The sequence below is a fragment of the Corynebacterium nasicanis genome, from assembly GCF_042658165.1.
Classification (GTDB): Bacteria; Actinomycetota; Actinomycetes; order Mycobacteriales; family Mycobacteriaceae; genus Corynebacterium; species Corynebacterium nasicanis.
In genome coordinates, this window is record NZ_JBHSQE010000009.1 from 362,351 (window position 1) to 379,856 (window position 17,506).

The 17,506-nt window shown below is 68.6% G+C and carries 15 protein-coding genes; 3 read left to right on the plus strand and 12 right to left on the minus strand.

What is annotated here, in order from left to right; genetic code table 11:
- Nucleotides 1-89: 89 nt before the first annotated feature.
- The 7 genes from ACFPUZ_RS10450 to rfbB form a co-directional block, all read right to left on the minus strand.
- Nucleotides 90-896, minus strand: a complete 807-nt coding sequence (locus ACFPUZ_RS10450; RefSeq protein WP_377002260.1) for a DsbA family protein — start codon at nucleotides 894-896, stop codon at nucleotides 90-92.
- A gap of 69 nt (nucleotides 897-965) precedes the next feature.
- The gene (locus ACFPUZ_RS10455) at nucleotides 966-1,316 is read right to left on the minus strand and encodes a DUF2304 domain-containing protein (RefSeq protein ID WP_377001845.1); all 351 of its coding nucleotides are present in this window, start codon (nucleotides 1,314-1,316) and stop codon (nucleotides 966-968) included.
- Nucleotides 1,317-2,042, minus strand: coding sequence for a glycosyltransferase family 2 protein (locus ACFPUZ_RS10460; protein ID WP_377001846.1), 726 nt, complete (start codon nucleotides 2,040-2,042; stop codon nucleotides 1,317-1,319).
- A gap of 18 nt (nucleotides 2,043-2,060) precedes the next feature.
- Nucleotides 2,061-2,876: a glycosyltransferase gene (locus ACFPUZ_RS10465; RefSeq protein WP_377001847.1), complete on the minus strand. Its 816-nt coding sequence runs from the start codon at nucleotides 2,874-2,876 to the stop codon at nucleotides 2,061-2,063.
- A gap of 11 nt (nucleotides 2,877-2,887) precedes the next feature.
- Nucleotides 2,888-3,754 (minus strand): glucose-1-phosphate thymidylyltransferase RfbA, encoded by an 867-nt coding sequence (gene rfbA / locus ACFPUZ_RS10470; RefSeq protein ID WP_377001848.1) that lies wholly within the window; start codon nucleotides 3,752-3,754, stop codon nucleotides 2,888-2,890.
- Complete coding sequence (gene rfbD, locus ACFPUZ_RS10475; RefSeq protein WP_377001849.1) at nucleotides 3,751-5,067, minus strand: dTDP-4-dehydrorhamnose reductase; 1,317 nt, start codon at nucleotides 5,065-5,067, stop codon at nucleotides 3,751-3,753. The genes rfbA and rfbD overlap by 4 nt, the downstream gene beginning before the upstream one ends.
- Nucleotides 5,067-6,068 carry a dTDP-glucose 4,6-dehydratase gene (gene rfbB, locus ACFPUZ_RS10480; protein ID WP_377001850.1) on the minus strand — a complete coding sequence of 334 codons (1,002 nt, stop codon included), beginning with the start codon at nucleotides 6,066-6,068 and terminating at the stop codon, nucleotides 5,067-5,069. The genes rfbD and rfbB overlap by 1 nt, the downstream gene beginning before the upstream one ends.
- A gap of 62 nt (nucleotides 6,069-6,130) precedes the next feature.
- Between rfbB and ACFPUZ_RS10485 the strand changes: the two genes are divergently transcribed.
- Nucleotides 6,131-7,189, plus strand: coding sequence for a hypothetical protein (locus ACFPUZ_RS10485; RefSeq protein WP_377001851.1), 1,059 nt, complete (start codon nucleotides 6,131-6,133; stop codon nucleotides 7,187-7,189).
- Nucleotides 7,190-7,283: 94 nt separating this feature from the next.
- On the opposite strand, the gene ACFPUZ_RS10490 is transcribed toward ACFPUZ_RS10485, so the two are convergent.
- The 4 genes from ACFPUZ_RS10490 to ACFPUZ_RS10505 form a co-directional block, all read right to left on the minus strand.
- A complete protein-coding gene (locus ACFPUZ_RS10490; RefSeq protein ID WP_377001852.1) occupies nucleotides 7,284-8,516 on the minus strand; it encodes a polysaccharide biosynthesis protein in 1,233 nt (410 codons plus the stop codon).
- Nucleotides 8,504-9,883 (minus strand): M1 family metallopeptidase, encoded by a 1,380-nt coding sequence (locus tag ACFPUZ_RS10495; RefSeq protein ID WP_377001853.1) that lies wholly within the window; start codon nucleotides 9,881-9,883, stop codon nucleotides 8,504-8,506. Before ACFPUZ_RS10495 ends, ACFPUZ_RS10490 begins: the two co-directional genes overlap by 13 nt.
- Nucleotides 9,880-11,877, minus strand: coding sequence for a prolyl oligopeptidase family serine peptidase (locus ACFPUZ_RS10500; protein WP_377001854.1), 1,998 nt, complete (start codon nucleotides 11,875-11,877; stop codon nucleotides 9,880-9,882). The genes ACFPUZ_RS10495 and ACFPUZ_RS10500 overlap by 4 nt, the downstream gene beginning before the upstream one ends.
- A gap of 80 nt (nucleotides 11,878-11,957) precedes the next feature.
- On the minus strand, nucleotides 11,958-13,058 hold the full coding sequence (locus ACFPUZ_RS10505; RefSeq protein ID WP_377001855.1) for an alpha/beta hydrolase: 1,101 nt from the start codon (nucleotides 13,056-13,058) through the stop codon (nucleotides 11,958-11,960).
- Nucleotides 13,059-13,596: 538 nt separating this feature from the next.
- Here ACFPUZ_RS10505 and lpdA point away from each other — a divergent pair.
- Together lpdA and ACFPUZ_RS10515 are read left to right on the plus strand one after the other, a co-directional pair.
- The gene (gene lpdA, locus ACFPUZ_RS10510; protein ID WP_377001856.1) at nucleotides 13,597-15,006 is read left to right on the plus strand and encodes a dihydrolipoyl dehydrogenase; all 1,410 of its coding nucleotides are present in this window, start codon (nucleotides 13,597-13,599) and stop codon (nucleotides 15,004-15,006) included.
- A gap of 61 nt (nucleotides 15,007-15,067) precedes the next feature.
- A complete protein-coding gene (locus tag ACFPUZ_RS10515) occupies nucleotides 15,068-16,063 on the plus strand; it encodes a hypothetical protein (RefSeq protein WP_377001857.1) in 996 nt (331 codons plus the stop codon).
- Here the strand turns inward: ACFPUZ_RS10515 and ramB are convergent.
- Nucleotides 16,054-17,481, minus strand: a complete 1,428-nt coding sequence (ramB, locus tag ACFPUZ_RS10520; protein ID WP_377001858.1) for an acetate metabolism transcriptional regulator RamB — start codon at nucleotides 17,479-17,481, stop codon at nucleotides 16,054-16,056. The two genes, ACFPUZ_RS10515 and ramB, sit on opposite strands and share 10 nt — an antisense overlap.
- Nucleotides 17,482-17,506: the final 25 nt, after the last annotated feature.

Consider the following 17,506-nt stretch of genomic DNA (forward strand, 5'->3'; position numbering starts at 1 on the left):
CTGCCCCAGCAGGAAGCCCCCGAGGCCGGCGCTGAGGGTGGCGCAGGCCGCGAACACCCAGAAAGTCAGCGGCGGCCAGTCACCGCCTGTCACGAGACAGCGGGCACAGCGGGCACAGTGACGTCACCGCGGGCGACCTTGGCCAGCTCCTCCGCGATGACCTGCTGGAACACCTCGGAGGGCTGGGCGCCGGAGACGTAGCTCTCGCCGATGAAGAAACTCGGGGTGCCGTTGACGCCGATCGTCGCGCCATAACTCTTGGCTTCCGCGACGGCCGCATCGAAGGTGCCGTCGGTGGCGTCGGCGCGGAATCGCTCGAGATCGGGCACCCCGGCCTCCGTGGCGAAGCGGACGAAGTCCTCGATGGTGTGCTCCGGGTGGCCCGAGATGTCCTTCGTGGCGGAGTAGAGGGCGTGCTTGTACTCGCGGAACTTGCCCTGCGCGGCGGCGGCCCGGCCGGCCTTGGCGGCGTCCTCGGCCCGGGGGCCGTTGACGGGCAGGTCGTTCCACTCGAGGCGGACGAGGCCTCGGGCGACGTAGTCGTCGAGAAGCATCTGTTCCGTGGTGTTGGCGAAGCGGGAGCAGAAGGGGCACTCGAAGTCGGAGAATTCGGAGATGACCACCGGGGCGTCGAGCGCGCCGACGGCGAAGGGGTCATCGGCGGCGCGGCGGTGCACCTTGAGCACGTCGTCCGCGGAGGTGATCTCCGCACCGGGGCCGACGAGGGTGGCGTTGAAGCGGCCGTCCGCACCCGGGCGGGGCGCCGCGGTGTGCGTGCCCGGGGTGGCTTCGGCCGTCGCGGTCGGCGCGGTCGCCGTGGTCTCCTGCGCGACAACCGGCGCCTCCGCGCCGGGCACGCTCTGCCGCCCCAGCAGGTAGCCGATGATGAACGCCATCACCACGATGACGGCGACCAGCACCCAGGCGAGGGCCGGAATCCTGGCGGCGGGAGCACTGGACACGGGCTATCGCTCCTGGTCGGGCAGCACCGGGGACTGCAGCGCGACGGCCCGGGCCAGGCGGGCGTAGCGCAACTCCTGCTCACGGAAACGGATCCACGTGGACATGGTGGTGAACAGGAACGCGATGACCAGCAGGTAGAGCAGCAGATCGGTGCCGCGGTCGACCCCGATGAGGTTGGCCAGCACCGTGAGGTCATCCGGGCGCAGCACGGCCCACACCGCCGCGATGATAAACACCACGAAACCGAGCTTGACGCCGGCCTTGGCGCGCGCCTTGCGGCGGTGCGTGAGGAAGTAGAACGCCAGCACCAGCGTGGCGGCGAGCAGCAGGAACTGAACGATGGTCCCGATCATCTAGAGCCTCCTGGCCAGCAGTCCGTCGGCGAGGATGTTCACGCCGTTGATGAGCGACTGACCCTTGCTCATCGAATACTCCGTGTACAGGATGTCCACCGGTTCCTCGGCGACGCGCCAGCCGCGGTCGGCGATCATGCTCACCAGCTCCGAGGCGTGCGACATCCCGTTCATGCGGATGTTCATTTCATCCGCCACCTTCTTGTTGAACACGCGCAGACCGTTGTGTGCATCCGACAGCCCCAGCTTGCGCGTGGTGGGGGAGAGGAACACCACCGTCTTGAGCACGACGCGCTTGATCCACGGCACCTGGTCACCCTCCGCGCGGGGGCGCCCGAAGCGGGTGCCCACGATGATGTCCACGGGCTCCTCCCGCAACCGCCCCACCATGCGGACGACGTCCTTGACCTGGTGCTGGCCGTCGGCGTCGAAGGTGACGAAGTACTTCGCCCCCGGCTGCGCGCGGGCGTACTCGACACCCGTCTGGATGCCCGCGCCCTGCCCCAGGTTCACCGGATGGTTGACCAGGTGGGCGCCCCCGGCGTGGATGCGGGCAGCGGAGTCATCGGCGGAGCCGTCGTTGACGGCCACGATGTTCGGGAAGGTCTGGCGGGCGTTCTCGATGACCTCCTGGATGACCTGCCCCTCGTTGTAGCAGGGGATGATCAACCAGGTGTCCCGGAAATCGGGCTGGTCGGGGTGGGAGGATTCCATAATGTTCCTCATGCTAACCCCTGCGGGTGCTCAACGGTGGAACAACCTCGCGTACGCGGCGGTGAGCAGGCCGGTCGGTAGGAGTCGGTAGGCGGTCCGCACCACCAGATTGAGCACTGCCCGCGGCCGGGACACCAGACCATAAGAGACGAGGTTGCGCTGCATCTGCCGCTCCGCCGCGAACATCCCCTTACCTGTGCGCCGCTGGAATTGCGCCGGTGACGTGCGGAAATAGGTCAGCGGCTCCGGGAGGTTGTGGAAGCGGGCGCCGGTGGACAGCAGGCGGGCGTAGAGGTCGTAGTCCTCCATGTGGTGCACCGCGCGGTAGCCACCGGCGCGCTCCACTGCTTCCCGACGCAGCATGACCGAGGGATTGTTCACCGGTGAGTTGATCTTCGCGTAGCGGGCGATCTCCGCGTGCCTCTCCGGCAGGGAGCGCACCGCCACGACCTCGGCCGGGTCCGCGGTGAACTCGGCCAGCGCGGTGCCCAGCACGTCGGTGTCCGGGTGCGCCGCGAACCAGTCGAGCTGCCGCTCGAAACGGGTCGGGGCGGCGATGTCGTCGGCGTCGAGACGCGCGACCAGCTCGGCGTCGATGGTGGCCATCCCCGCCGCCGACGCCGGCCCGGCGCCCTGGTTGCGGGCCAGCACGACGGTGCGTGCCTCGCCATGCTTATCGACGAACCCGTCAATCACCGCCCGCAACTCCGGCCCGACCGGCCCGTCCTCGACGATGACGATCTCCTCTGCCCGACGGGTCTGGGCGGCCAAAGACTCCAGGGCGGCGGAGAGTTCCTCCGGCACGATGCGGTGGTAGACGGTGACGAGGGCGGCGAGCGTCGGCATGGGTTCAGATCCTAGCCTTCCCGCGCCGCGGCCAGCAGGTACTCCCCGTAGCCGGACTTGAGCAGCGGCTGTGCCAGCTTGCCCAGGGCGTCCGCGTCGATGAAGCCCTCCCGGAAGGCGGCGACCTCGGGGGAGCCGATCACCTGACCGGTACGTTTCTGGATGACCTCGACGTAGGAGCTGGCCTCGCTCATCGAATCGAAGGTGCCGGTGTCCAGCCACACGTCGCCGCGCTGCAGGCGCTGAACTTGCAGGTCACCGGCGCGCAGGTAGGCGTCGTTGACGGCGGTGATCTCCAGTTCCCCGCGCTCGCTGGGCCGGATGCCCTTCGCGATGTCCACCACCCGGTTGTCGTAGAAGTACAGCCCCACCACGGCGTAATTCGATTTCGGCCGGGTCGGCTTCTCCTCGATGCTCAGGGCGCGCCCGTCGGCGGAGAATTCGACGACGCCGTAGCGCTCCGGGTCGGAGACCTCGTAGGCGAAGACGGTGCCGCCGGCGGGGCGTCGGCAATCGGCCAGGGTGGTGGTGAAGTGGTAGCCGTCGAAGACGTTGTCGCCGAGCGCGAGGGCCACGTCGTCGTCGCCGATGAAGTCCTCACCGATGAGGAAGGCCTGCGCCAGCCCGTCGGGGGAGGGCTGGTGGGCGTAGTCGATCATGAGGCCCCACTGGGAGCCGTCGCCGAGGAGGCGTCGAAAAGCGGGCGAGTCCTCCGGCGTCGTGATGACCAGGATCTCCCGGATCCCCGCCTGAATGAGCGTGGACAGCGGGTAATAGATCATCGGCTTGTCGTAGATCGGCATGAGCTGCTTCGAAATGCCCTGCGTGATCGGATACAGCCGCGTCCCGGAACCGCCGGCGAGGATGATGCCCTTCATAGGAGATACAGTGCCAGACCGACCCGCCAGTTCTGCGGCACGAAACCGGTTGCCTCGATCTTCGCCGTGTCCAACGTGCTTCTCGACGGCCGCCTCGCGTGCGCCTTCCCCTCAAAGTACTGCTCGCTCGTCACCGGCTGCACCATGTCCGGATCGCGGTGCAGGCCGGTGTAGACGGCCATCGCGAGCTCGTCGAAACCAACCTCGTCGCCGGAGTTGCTCAGGTGGTAGATGCCGTACTCCGGCTGCGTGGTGAGCAGGTGCGCGATGCCCTTGGCCAGCTCGGAGGCGAAGGTGGGCCGCCCCTTCTGGTCGTGGACCACCTGCGGGCGGATGTCGCGTTCGGCCAGGCCCCGCATGGTGTCGACGAAGTTCTTCCCCTCGCCGACGACCCAGCTGGTACGCACGATGTAGTGCCGGGGTGCCGTACCCGCGGCCACCTCCCCGGCTGCTTTCGACGCCCCGTAGACGTTGAGTGGCGCGACCGGGTCATCCTCCCGGTACGCGCGTTCGGAGGCGCCGTCGAAGACGTAATCCGTCGACAGGTGCACGAGCGTGAGGTTGTTCTCCGCGGCGATGCGCGCCAGGTGCGCGGGGCCCTGCGCGTTGACGGCCCACGCCCGAGCTGGGTCGGTCTCGGCGTCATCGACGGCGGTGTAGGCGGCGCAGTTGATGATCGCCTGATACTGCCGCCAGTTCCGCTCCGGCGGAGCGGTGATGTCGAAGTCGGCGCTGGTGGTGAACTCGGCGTCGGGAAGCACCTTCCGCAACGCCCGGCCGACCTGTCCTCCCGAGCCGGTGACCAGGATCTTGCGCGGGGGCACCGGCTGCAGCTCGGTGCTGAGGTTGCGGTCCTTCTCCGAGAGGTTGCGCGGCGTCAGGGGCCAGTCGATGAGCTTGTGGGAGACGTTGACGTAGCCGGCGTCCGGGGACCAGTGGTCATTGACCAGGTAGAGGTAGGTCGTCGCGTCCTCCAGCACCTGGTAGCCATTGGCCACCCCGCGGGGCACGAACACCGCGGTGCCCGGGCCGATCTCCACCGTCTGCGTCTGCCCGTAGGTGGGTGAGCCCTCCCGCAGGTCGCACCAGCCGCCCTGCACCCGGCCGGTGCCCACGGTGATGAGCTTGTCCCAGGGCTCCGCATGCAGCCCGCGTGTGGTGCCCTTCTCCGAGTTGAAGGCGACATTCGCCTGCACCGGGCGGAAATCCGGCAGGCCTTCGGCGGTCATCCGGGCGCGCTGCCAGGACTCCTTGAACCAGCCGCGCTCGTCTACCAGGACCTTGAGTTCCAGAACCAGCAGTCCTTCGATCATCACTGACCCCTCTCCGCATAAGCCGCCTCGACCTGCTGTTTCGCCGGCCGCCACCAGTCCTCGTTGTGCCGGTACCAGTCGATGGTCTGCTCCAGGCCCGCGCGCATCCCGGTGTCGGTGTCGGTGTACTCGGGGGCCCATCCGAGCTCGGTGCGCAGTTTGGTCGAATCCATGGCGTAGCGCTGGTCGTGGCCGGGACGGTCAGCCACGTGCTCATAGCCCGGCGCGCCCATGAGCTCACAGATGAGCTCGATGACCTGCCGATTGTTCACGTGATCGTTGTCCGCGCCGATGTTGTAGGTCTCACCCGAGCGGCCGCGCTCGAGGATGAGGTGCACCGCCGCGTTGTGATCGTCGACGTGGATCCAGTCCCGCACCTGCTCGCCCGTGCCGTAGAGCTTCGGGGTCTGACCGGCGATGATGTTGGTGATCTGCCGCGGAATGAATTTCTCGATGTGCTGGTACGGCCCGTAGTTGTTCGAGCAGTTCGAAATCGTGGCGTCGATACCGAAGCTGCGCACCCACGCCCGCACCAGGTGATCCGAGCCCGCCTTCGTCGCCGAATACGGCGAGCTCGGCTCATAGGGCGTCGTCTCCGTGAATCGCGCCGGGTCGTTCAGGCCCAGGTCGCCGAACACCTCGTCCGTCGAGATGTGGTGCAGACGATTCCCGTGCCTCCGGATCGCCTCCAGAATGGTGAATGTCCCCACGACATTCGTATCGACGAAGGGCCGCGGGTCACGCAGAGAATTGTCATTGTGACTCTCCGCGGCGAAATGGACGGTGACGTCGGCGCGGGCGACCGCGGCGTCGATAAGCGGCGCATCACAGATGTCCCCCTCGAGGAACTCCACGTCCGTGCCCGCGAGATTCGCCCGGTTGCCAGCGTACGTCAACTTATCGACGACAATGATGTGGTCCTCCGGATACCGCTCCCGCGTCATGCGCACGAAATTCGCCCCGATGAACCCGGCGCCCCCGGTGACCAGCAGTGTTCTCATGACAGCCCACTATACGTCGGCCGCAGGGAACCTTTCGGCCGGTCCCGCGGTCTAAGTGGAGTATGACGACCCTGCATTCGCTCCCCGACCTCATTCACCGCTACTCCGTGCATCACCGCATCTCCCCGGACGACCCCCGGATCATGCAGGCCATCCTGCAGACGCACACGCTCGCAGGCCCGGGCTTCGTCGTCCCGGTGTCAGACCTGCGCTCCGAACAGTTCGCGCTTCTCGACGCCCGCTACCACCCGCGTTCACTCACCTACCGGGTACCCATGAGGGAGAGAGCACTTGCTCACCACTGGTCGCGGGCCGGATCGGTCCTGGCGGAGTGGTCGGCCCTCGACCTGCTCGGACTCCGCGAATTCTCCGCTGGTGCCGACGTCACCCTCTTGTGCTCCTCCAACCACCGGATGGCCACCGACAGCGACGCCGCCACGGTGCGCCGGCGGCGCGCGCACCACGACACGAGCCTGCTCTTCGTCGCCGAGCGCCCGGTGCTGGTCACCGACCGGATGCAGACCCTTTCTGCATGTCTCCGCTCCCTGCAGAAGAAGGAACACTCGTGGGACACCCTCGCGGCTCTCGACCTGGATCCGGTCACCGTGATGTCCGTCCAGCTCATCGATCGCTTCTGTCAGGTGTTCCGGGTGAGCCATGACGAGATCCGGCAGGGGCTGGCGAAACAGTTCTCCGCGCGGGAGTTGCGCACGCTGCTCGCGCTGAGCAACCCGCGTGCCGAATCCAAACCCGAGACCATCCTCCGCCTGGTCGCGGAGGAGGCGGTGCGCGACCTACCGGGCATCCGCCTGGAGACGCAGGTGCCGATCTACACGGACGGCAGCATCGGCGAATCCGGGGTCATCGACAAGGGGAAGACGATCCTCACCGTGTTCGACACGGCGGAACGGACGCACAAGGTGGGGTTCCAGCATGACGGGGAGCATCATCTCCAGCGCAGTCAGCGGGACAAGGATGCCGAGATCAGCGCAGACGTCATGGCTCTCGGCTGGAACCAGATCCGCACGTCCGCGGGAATGCTCCGCAAGACGGCCGAACTGAAGCAGCGGATACGGCGCGCGATGGTGGCGGCGATCTCCCGGGCCGACGGAGCAGCGTGATGGTGGCATGTCGTGTCGGAAGTGACGAGGGGTCGTCATGACGATCGCTCGCCAGGGCAACAAGAAGCAGCGACCTGGGCTTATAAAGTGACGATTACGTGTCAGAAGTGACAAGTGACGACGCCTCGTCACCCGCCGCCCGCTCGCCCCGCAGCGCCGCGGCATGCACCAGCCCACCAACGACCGGCCCGGCGACCAGCGCCAGGCAGACCCCGACCTCCAGCGACAGCGGCGCCAGCCAGAGGACGCCGAACGCCACCACGGACGCGGCGACCCAGCCTGCGACGTACGCCCGGTGCAGCTCGGACGCCAGGGTCGCGGCGCCCGTCACCATGAGCGAGCCGGTGCAGGCGGACGCGAACGTCAGCACCGCCAGCAGCAGCCCGGGCACGTACAGGTCGGGCTGGAACAACGTCGCCAGGATCCAGGGCCCGAGCAGCCACGCCAGCAGCGCCCCGACGACACCGACGCCGAGTACCGCCGCCACCGGCCCGAGCAGCGCCCGGTACAGCGCAGCACGCTGCTCGACGAAACGCACGATGAGCGCCGACTGGAAGCGCTGCAGCGGCACCAGAATAGGTGCGCGCGTGAGCGTCACGGCGTTGATGATGCCGGCGACAGTCACCAGTTCCCCCGCGCCGGGCTCATACGTCGACTGCACGAAGACCGGGAAGCCGGTGATGAGCGCGGCAGAGGCGCCTGTTGCGAGCATGGCGGAGCCGACGCGGCGGGTGAGGGCGGAGCGGGAGACGTCGATAAGCACGCCGCGGGGCACCCCCCGGAGCACGAACAACCAGCTCAGCGCACCGACCACGGTGATGAACAGGAACGCCGGCATGCCCCAGCCCAGCTGCCACGCCGCCAGGGCGAGCAGCAGGCGCACGCCGGAATCGAGTGCGACCAGGCCGGCGTAGCGCCGCCACAGGCCCAGGCCCGACAGGATGCCGGAGAGGACGGCCTGGAAGGCATACGTCAGCAGGCCGCAGGCGAGGAAGCCCGCGGCGATGCCGACCGGCGCCGAGCCGCGCAGCAGCACCGGCAGCCACAGCACACCGATCACCAGCGCCAGCACCAGCACGGCGCCGCCGATCCAGGCGCCGAGACGCCAGGGGCGGCCGTCGCCGGTGCGGCCGGTGTCGCGGGCGGCGGACACTCCCCGGGTGGTCTCCTGCATGATGCCGTCGAGGAAGCCGGTGGCGGCGAAGAACAGGCCCCAATAAGCCTGGAAGGCGGCGAAACCCTCCGTAGGAAGCGTCCACGACGCGAGGTAGATGACGACGAAGCCGGAGAGTGCGGCGAAGACGGTCGCCAGACTCAGGGCGCGCACGGGAACTCCGGCAGCGCCTCCCGGTGCAGCCATGCCTGCCACAGGGACTCCACGGCGGACTCGGGGACCCCGACGGCGCGGGCTTCGGCCAGCACCTCGCGCTTGAGGTCCACGGGCTCGACGACGGAGTGGCGGCCGGCGGCGACGTAGCGGCGGAGCATGCGGAAGAAGGCGTCGTCGCCGAGCAGCACGCGCAGGGCGTGCACGGTCAGGGCCCCGCGCTTGTACACGCGGTCGTCGAACATGTCGCGGGTGCCGGGGTCGGACAGCAGCAGATCCTGCGGCTTCGACAGCAGCTCGTCGTAGTGGTGGCGGGCCGACTCGGCGGCGGGGCGCCCGGCGGAGTGCTCGAACCACAGCCATTCGGCGTAGCAGGCGAAGCCCTCGTTGAGCCAGATGTCGTTCCACTGGGCCAGGCCGAGGGAGTTGCCGAACCACTGGTGGGAGAGCTCGTGCGCGATGAGGCGCTCCCACGCGTGGTCGCCCCGGATGTGGTTGGCGCCGAAGATGGACAGGCCCTGGGCCTCGAGGGGAATCTCCAGGTCATCCTCCGTGACCACGACGGAGTAGGAGTTGAAGGGGTACGGGCCGAACAGCTCGGTGTAGAGCGCTAGCATGCGGGCCTGGTCGGCGAATTCCTCGCGGGCCGAATCGCGCAGCGCGGGCGGCACCCAGGCGCGGACGGGCACGGCGTCGCCCTCGGCGGAGAGCAGGAGCGGCAGGTAGTCGCCGATCTGCACGGTGGCCAGGTAGGTGGCCATGGGGTTGCCCACCCGGTAGTGCCAGGTGGTGCGGGAGCCGGCGGGCTTCTTCGACAGCAGCGTGCCGTTGACGGCCACCACGTACGGGTTGTCGGCGGTGACGATGATCTCGTAGTGCGCCTTTTCGTCGGGGGTGTCGTCGCAGGGGAACCAGCTGGGGGCGCCGTTGGGCTGCGAGGCGACGAGCGCGCCGTTCTCCAGCTCCTCCCAGCCGAGGTTGCCCCACGGCGTGCGGACGGGGCGGGGGGTGCCGCCGTAGCGGATGCTCAGGGTGAATTCGGTGTCCACCGGCACTTCCCGTGCGAAGGTGAGGCGCAGTTTGCCGCCGGACTGGCGGAAGCGGGCGACCTGGACATCGACACCCGCGGAACCCTGCGCGCTCACCCGGGACACGCGCAGCGAGGGGGAGAGGTCGAGGGTCATGGTGGTGAGCGGCGTCCAGTTATCCAGACGCAGGGTGGCGGTGCCGTCGAGGCGGTTGGGGCCGACCCGGTAGCTGAGGTCCAGGTGGTAGGCGCGGACGTGGAAGCCGAGGTTGAAGTCGATGCCGGTGTAGTCGTCGCGGGTGCCGGGGACGGGGGTGGAGCGCAGCCTGTTTCTGGTCATGATGCCGAAGATGTTACCTGCTGGTTCAACCACTGGAAGATGAGCGCCTCCACCCGCGCGACCTGAGCGTTGTCGGCGGCTCCCGCGTGCCCTCCCTCCATGTTCTCGAAGTAGTCGATCGGCTGCCCGGCCGCGCGCAGGGCCTGCGCGAAGAGGCGGGCGTGCGCGGGGTGGACGCGGTCGTCCCGCGTCGAGGTGGTCACCAGGGCCGGGGGGTAGTGCTTATCGACGCCCGCCGTGATGTTGTGCAGCGGCGACCACCTCGCAATCGCGGCGCGTTCCACCGGATCCTCCGGGTCCCCGTACTCCGCCATCCACGAGGCTCCCGCCGACCAGGTGTGGTAACGCAGCATGTCGGTCAGCGGCACCTGGATGACGGCGGCGCCGAAGAGCTCCGGGTACTGCACCAGGGCGCCGGCGGTGAGCAGCCCGCCGTTGGAGCCGCCGCGCACGGCGATCTGCGAGGGGCGGGCGTAGCCGCGTTCCACCAGGTCGGCGAGGACGGCGGCGTGGTCCTCCCACACCTTGTGACGGTTGGTCTTGACCACCTGACTGTGCCATTCGGGGCCGAATTCCCCGCCGCCGCGCAGGTTGGGCTGGACGAAGTGGTGGCCCTGTTCCAGCCAGCCGATGCCGCGCACGGCGGAGTAGCCGGGGGTCAGCGACACCTCGAAGCCGCCGTAGCCGCCGACGAGCGTGGGCCGCGGGCCGCGGCTGAAGTCGCCGGTGATGAAGTAGGGGACGCGGGTGCCGTCGGCGGAGGTGACCCAGTGTTGGCGGGTGGTCAGGCCGGTGGCGTCGAAAAGCGCGGGGGAGCGGCGCACCACCTGGGGGGTGAGTTCCGAGCCGAGGTCGAGGCGGTAGAGGGTGGTGGGTTCGGTGAAGGAGGAGGTGGTCAGCCACACCTCGTTGCCGTCGAGGGGGCTGGTGGCCACGACGGAGGCGGTGACCAGCGGCGGGAGGTCCAGGTCGCGGCCGGGCTGGGTGGGGTCGTCGAGGGGGTGGGCGGTGAGGCGGGTGCTCACGTCGTCGAGAAGCGTGAGCAGCAGGTGATCGGCGGTGAAGGCGGTCGACTGCAGGGAGACGTGCGGCGTGGGCAGGAAGACGGGACGGATGTTGCGGGCCCCGTCGAGGAAGCGGCGCAGCTCGATGCAGCCCAGGCCGCCGGAGGGGATGCCGGCGAAGGCTTCGCGCGGGGCGAGGAAGAGCCATTCCCGGTGGATGATGGTGTCGCAGTCCTCGGGAATCTCGAGGACCTGGAGGGAGGCCGACGGGTCGAGCGGGGCGACGGACTGGCGGGTGCGGTAGAAGTCGAGGGCGCGGGAGACGACGATCCGCTCGTGGCCGGGGGTGGTGTCGGCCCAGGCGCCGACGGCGACGTCGGCGTGGCGGCCGGAGGTGTAGACGGGGGCGTCGAGAAGCGGGGTGCCGCGGCGCCACACCCGGACCTGGGCGGGGTAACCGGAGGCGGTGAGGGAGCCGGCGCCGGTGTCGGTGCCCACGAGCAGGGTGTCCAGGTCGAGCCAGCTGACGTCGGTCTTGGCCTCCGGGATCTCAAAGCCGCCCGGGACGAATTCGCCGCTGAGCAGGTCGAACTCGCGGACCGCGGTGGCGTCGGCGCCGCCGCGGGAGAGGCGGACCAGGGCCCGGTCGACGCCGGGGGTGCGCACGTGCGCGCCCTTCCACACCCAGTTCTCGTCCTCGGCGGCGGCGAGGGCGTCGACGTCGATGAGCACCTCCCACTCCGTGGCGTCCGAGAGGTAGGACTCGAGCGTGGTGCGCCGCCACACGCCGCGCACCTGGCGGGCGTCGCGCCAGAAGTTGTACAGGTGCTCGCCGCGCCGCAGGACGAAGGGGATGCGGTCATCGGTGTCGAGGGCCGCGCGGATCCGCTCCTGCAGCGGGGGGTTGAGAAGCCCGGCCTCGGTGGCGGCGGACCATTCCCGGGCCCAGGCCAGGGCCTCCGGGGCGTCGATGGACTCCAGAAAGCTCATGTCCCCAGGCTACGCGGGGTGCCCGGGGCACAAGAAAACACCGCCCACCAGGTAGTGGACGGTGCTGTCAGGGGTGGAGACTAGCGGCCGAGGGCCGGGCCCAGGGTGCGCCAGGAGGTCTGGACGTCTTCGATCCAGTACTGCCAGGAGTGGGTGCCGGTGGGACGCAGGTTCCAGTCGGCGCCGATGCCCAGGTTGTCGAGCTTGGCCTTGAGGTTGTGGGTGCAGACGTTGGTGGCGGCCTCGATGGCACCGCCCTCGACGATGAGAGTGGCAGCGCCGGCGGAAGCCTGGGCCGGGTTGACACCCTGCGCCACGTAGTGGCCCGGCATGTCGTACTGCCCGGCCAGGCCGGTGGCGTTGGAGATGTACAGCGCGGTGCCGCGCAGACCCTCGGCGTGGACGAGGGCGTCGTTGGCCAGGTTGTGCGGGGAACCCTGCGGGCCGAGCATGTTGACCACGTTGGCGCCGGCACGGTTGACGGTCAGCTCAGCGGACTTGTAGCCCAGCGGGGAGGCGGTCTCGGCGCAGCCGGAGAAGGAGCCGACGCCGTCGTAGAAGCCCGGGGCCTTCTCGGCGAGCAGCAGCGAGGAGGTGGCCGACATGGAGAAGCCGGCGATGGCGCGCTTGTCGTTGGCCTGCAGGTACGGCTCGATGCCGCCAGGCAGCTCGCGCAGCAGGAAGTCCTCCCACAGCTGCTTGCCCTCGAGGAAGCCCTTGCCGCCGTTGATCGGCTCGCGGTTGGCCCAGTTGATGTAGTAGGAGAACGCGCCCTCCTGCGGGATGACGACGTTGACTCCGCGGGAGTGGTAGAAGTCGATCAGATCCGGGTAGCGGGTGATCCAGTCCATGTTCTGCTCGGCGCCGCCGGCACCGTTGAGCAGGTAGAGGGTCGGGGCGTTGGCACCGGCGCGGATGACGGCCAGCGGGATCTCGCGGCCCATGGCGGTGGAGTACGCATTGACGTGCTCGACGCGGTTGTCGTCCTTGATCACCTGGCGCCAGGTGCGGGAGTTCTCGCCTGCGCGGCTCTTGTCCTGGACGGTGATCTTCGAGGCGGTGTGGCCGTGGGAGATCGCGGCGGGGGTGACCGGGGAGGCGCCAGCAACCGGAGTCGCGAGTGCGGAGGCACCGATGGCGAGGGCCGCGATCGGTGCGGCAATCGTGCGGAGGAACTTCATGGAGTGGCTTCCTTGATCGAGGTACTACCGGATTCTACGATGCGCGCCGGACAGCACTGACGGCATTCACAGAGGTACATCGTAGCGGTTGACGGGAATGTTATCGGCCCACCCCCGAAAGTGCTGGGCGCGGGGGTGACTGGACATGTGCGGCGTGTATCCCAAAGTTACCTGCGTTAAGGATGGTGGGCAAGTGCTTCATATGTCATAATGCCAGGCAGGTGGACGGCAGGTCCGTAACGTTTCGCGTTCCCGGTCCGCTAGTTCACACTGGAAGCCAGACTCATCCCCGCCTCCCAACGCAAAGGATCCCCCGCATGTCCATCTTCGAGCAGATCATCGTCGCCATCAACACCTTCCTCGGCCCGGGCCTCCACGCCATGTCCTCGGCCTCCTCCCAGGCCGCCCTGCTGGCCGGCCTGTTCTAACAGCCGTTTTCGCGCTTATCGACGCCCCGGTGACCACCGCGGCGTCGTTTTTCCTTTGGTGGGGGCACTCACCGGTGACACCGGCGGAACCGTCACCTATCCTGGTGGGCGTGACTGAACATTATGACGTTGTAGTTCTCGGCGCGGGCCCCGGTGGCTACGTCGCCGCCATCCGCGCAGCCCAGCTCGGCAAGAAGGTTGCGGTCGTCGAGAAGCAGTACTGGGGCGGAGTCTGCCTCAATGTGGGATGTATCCCCTCGAAGGCCCTGATCAAGAACGCCGAGGTCGCCCACATCTTCAACCATGAGAAGAAGGTGTTCGGCATCAACGGTGACGTCTCCTTCAACTACGAGGACGCCCACAAGCGTTCCCGCGGCGTCTCCGACAAGATCGTCGGCGGTGTCCACTACCTCATGAAGAAGAACAAGATCACCGAGATCGACGGCTTCGGCACTTTCAAGGACGCCAAGACCATCGAGGTGTCCGAGGGCAAGGACGCCGGCAAGGTCATCACCTTCGACGACTGCATCATCGCCACCGGCTCCGTGGTCAACAGCCTCCGCGGCGTCGAGTTCTCCGAGAACGTCGTCTCCTTCGAGGAGCAGATCCTCAACCCGGTCGCCCCGGAGAAGATGGTCATCGTCGGCGCCGGCGCCATCGGCATGGAGTTCGCCTACGTGCTGGCCAACTACGGCGTCGACATCACCGTCATCGAGTACATGGACCGCGTCCTGCCGAACGAGGACGAGGAGGTGTCCAAGGTCATCGCCAAGGCGTACAAGAAGCTGGGCGTCACCCTGCTTCCGGGCCACGCCACCACCGCCGTGCGCGACAACGGTGACTCCGTCGAGGTCGACTACCAGAAGAAGGGCTCGGACAAGACCGAGACCATCACCGCCGACCGCGTCCTGGTCTCCGTCGGTTTCCGCCCGCGCGTCGAGGGCTTCGGCCTGGAGAACACCGGCGTCGAGCTCACCGAGCGCGGTGCCATCGCCATCGACGACTTCATGCGCACCAACGTCGAGCACATCTACGCCATCGGTGACGTCACCGCCAAGCTGCAGCTGGCCCACGTCGCCGAGGCCCAGGGCATTGTCGCCGCCGAGACCATCGCCGGCGCCGAGACCCACGAGCTCGGTGACTACATGATGATGCCGCGCGCCACCTTCTGTAACCCGCAGGTCGCGTCCTTCGGCTACACCGAGGCGCAGGCCAAGGAGAAGTGGCCGGACCGCGAGATCAAGGTCGCCTCCTTCCCGTTCTCCGCGAACGGCAAGGCTGTCGGCCTGGCCGAGACCGACGGTTTCGCCAAGATCGTCGCCGACGCCGAGTTCGGCGAGCTGCTCGGCGGCCACGTCGTCGGCCCGAACGCCTCCGAGCTCATCAACGAGCTGGTCCTCGCGCAGAACTACGACCTCACCACCGAGGAAATCTCCCGCGCGGTCCACATCCACCCGACCCTGTCGGAGGCCGTCAAGGAAGCCGCCCACGGCATCTCCGGCCACATGATCAACTTCTAGTCCGACCACAGCGCAGGGGCCTCCTCGGAGGCCCCTTTCCTGTTCCCCGGGAGGGAGCCACATGACACCCATCGGGATCCTGGCCGACTCCGGCCAGCCCATCGCCGACGTCACCCGAATCCTGCGGTCCGTGCTTATCGACGCCCACCGGGACCACGACGCCCTCCGGGGCACCTGGCCGGGGCTCGGCACCGTGGAACTGCGGGAGGGCACCGTCCCCATGTCCCCTGCCGGTCAGGTGGAGCTCAACGAGCACGCCGGGCAGCTGCTGTCGCAGCACGGCTGGTCGCGGCTGGTCTACGTGACGGATCTGCCGCTCTCCGCGGGCGACCAGCCGGTGCTCAGCCAGCGGGCGGCCGACCACGAGGCCGCCCTGCTCTGCCTGCCGGCGCTCGGCGCCTGGCGGGTGCGGCGGCGGCTGCGCCGGGAGCTGGGTGAGCTGGTGGAGGGCGGGGAGCAGCAGACGCGCGTCCTGCACCACCCCGGGCTGACCCTGCGCATGGTGCTGGGCATGATCCGCAGCAACGGGCCCGGCCGCCTGTTGCCGGTGCTCTCCTCCGCGCTGGCCGCCATGGTGGCCACGGGTGGTTTCGGCATCTTCTACGGCTCCATCTGGCAGCTCGCGGAGGAACTGACCTGGGGGCGGCTGCTGCTCATCAGCGTCTTCGCCGTGGTGGCCTTCACCGCCTGGCTCATCGTGCACAACCGCCTGTGGCAGCGGCGGCACACGCAGGAGTCCCGCTGGCGGGAGAACGTGGACAACCTGGCGACCATCGGCACCATCGGCCTGACGGCGCTCATCCTGCACGCCGCGGTGTGGCTGGTGCTGCTGCTCGCCTCGGTCGTCGTCATCCCGCGGGCCTACCTCGAGGGCGAGCTGGAACGGGACGTCGGCATGCTGACGTACTGCTCCATCGCCTGGCTCAGCGCCTCCCTCGGGGCGATGGCCGGGGCGCTGGGCTCCAACTTCGACCGTGACGTGGAGATCCGCTCCGCCACCTACAACCTGCGCGAGCACGAGAGGCGTCGGCAGTCCTGGGCGGGACGTCAGTTGTAGGGCGCGACCGAGGAGCGGTGGGCGTCGATGGTGATCTCCTCGTGGATCGGCGGGAACGCCCGCTGCGCGCATTTCTCGCGCGGGCACACCCGGCAGCCGGCCCCGATGGGGGTGGCCCCGGAGAGGTCGTCGAGGTTGAGACCCTGCGCGTAGACGGTGCGGTCCGCGTGGCGGGCCTCGCAGCCCAGGCCGATGGCGAAGAGCTTCCCGGTGTCCCCGAAACGCCCCCGGTGATGGCGCACGGTGCGGGCGATCCACAGGTAGTTGCGGCCGTCCGGCATCTGGGCCAGCTGGCGCAGGATGGTGCCGGGGTTGGTGAACGTCTCGTAGATGTTCCACAGCGGGCAGGTGCCGCCGGAGTTGGCCAGGTGGAAGCCGGTCGCCGACTGCCGCTTGGACATGTTGCCGGCCCGGTCGACGCGGACGAAGGTGAAGGGGATGCCGCGCAGGTTGGGCCGCTGCAGCGTCGACAGGCGGGAGGCCACCGTCTCGTAGCCGACGCCGAAGACGTGGCAGAGGAAGTCGACGTCGTAGCCCGAGCGCTCGGCCTCCGAATGAATCCCCTGGTAGGGGAGCAGGACGGCGGCGGCGAAGTAGCTCGCGATGCCGCGGCGGGCGAGGTTGGCCGAGGCGTCCGAGGTGAAGCTCTCCGCCGAGATGAGCGCCTCGATGTCGTCCCCGGCCTCGAGGTAGGCCAGCTCCATGCCCATGCGGAAGGCGCGCTGGCCGGTGTTGAGGCGGCTGGCCAGCTGCAGGTGCCCGGTCCCGCGGTCGAGGGTGTGCAGGGTGCCGTCGAGATTCTCCGAGGTGGAGATCTCGATGCCGTGGCGTTCGCGCAGCCGCTCGGCCAGGGATTCCTCGGCGGTGCGGATGGAGAAGCGCTGGATGTCCAGGTCCGCGGAGATGGATTCGGCGCTGGTGTCCAGGTCGTCGAGGTAGTTCTGGCGGGCGTAGAAGAAGTCGCGGACCTCGTCGTGCGGCATGGACAGGGCCTGCGGGCCTGCGGCGTTGAGCGGTCCGGCGTGGCGGCGTGTGTCCGTGGCGATGGAGAGCTTGTCGCGGACGTTGCGGTAGCGCCGGTGCATGTCCACCATCGTCCGGGCGATGGCCGGGTGGTTGTAGACCAGTTCCGAAAGTTCCTGGAGCTCCACCGGGCTGGGGCAGAGCTCCTTGTCCAGGACGACGTCCTGGATCTCGGCCAGCAGCCGGGAGTCATCGTCCCGGGAGAAGAAGGTGGCGTCCACACCGAAGGCCTCGGTGATGCGCAGGAGGACGGGCACCGTCAGCGGGCGGACGTCATGCTCGATCTGGTTGACGTAGCTGGCTGAGAGCCCGAGGGTCGCGGCGAGCGACGCCTGGCTGAGATCGCGTTCGCGGCGCAGCTGACGCAGGCGCGAACCGACATAGGTCTTTCCCATGTCCGACATAGTAGCGTGACGGGAC

Coding starts and splice junctions, on each gene's coding strand:
- ACFPUZ_RS10500 (WP_377001854.1), bottom strand. CDS start 11,877: ATGAGCTTTCTGGAGTCCATCGACGCCCCGGAGGCCCTGGCCTGGGCC.
- ACFPUZ_RS10485 (WP_377001851.1), top strand. CDS start 6,131: ATGACGACCCTGCATTCGCTCCCCGACCTCATTCACCGCTACTCCGTG.
- ACFPUZ_RS10460 (WP_377001846.1), bottom strand. CDS start 2,042: ATGAGGAACATTATGGAATCCTCCCACCCCGACCAGCCCGATTTCCGG.
- ACFPUZ_RS10505 (WP_377001855.1), bottom strand. CDS start 13,058: ATGAAGTTCCTCCGCACGATTGCCGCACCGATCGCGGCCCTCGCCATC.
- ramB (WP_377001858.1), bottom strand. CDS start 17,481: ATGGGAAAGACCTATGTCGGTTCGCGCCTGCGTCAGCTGCGCCGCGAA.
- ACFPUZ_RS10455 (WP_377001845.1), bottom strand. CDS start 1,316: ATGATCGGGACCATCGTTCAGTTCCTGCTGCTCGCCGCCACGCTGGTG.
- rfbD (WP_377001849.1), bottom strand. CDS start 5,067: ATGATCGAAGGACTGCTGGTTCTGGAACTCAAGGTCCTGGTAGACGAG.
- ACFPUZ_RS10465 (WP_377001847.1), bottom strand. CDS start 2,876: ATGCCGACGCTCGCCGCCCTCGTCACCGTCTACCACCGCATCGTGCCG.
- ACFPUZ_RS10450 (WP_377002260.1), bottom strand. CDS start 896: ATGGCGTTCATCATCGGCTACCTGCTGGGGCGGCAGAGCGTGCCCGGC.
- rfbB (WP_377001850.1), bottom strand. CDS start 6,068: ATGAGAACACTGCTGGTCACCGGGGGCGCCGGGTTCATCGGGGCGAAT.
- rfbA (WP_377001848.1), bottom strand. CDS start 3,754: ATGAAGGGCATCATCCTCGCCGGCGGTTCCGGGACGCGGCTGTATCCG.
- ACFPUZ_RS10515 (WP_377001857.1), top strand. CDS start 15,068: ATGACACCCATCGGGATCCTGGCCGACTCCGGCCAGCCCATCGCCGAC.
- ACFPUZ_RS10495 (WP_377001853.1), bottom strand. CDS start 9,883: ATGACCAGAAACAGGCTGCGCTCCACCCCCGTCCCCGGCACCCGCGAC.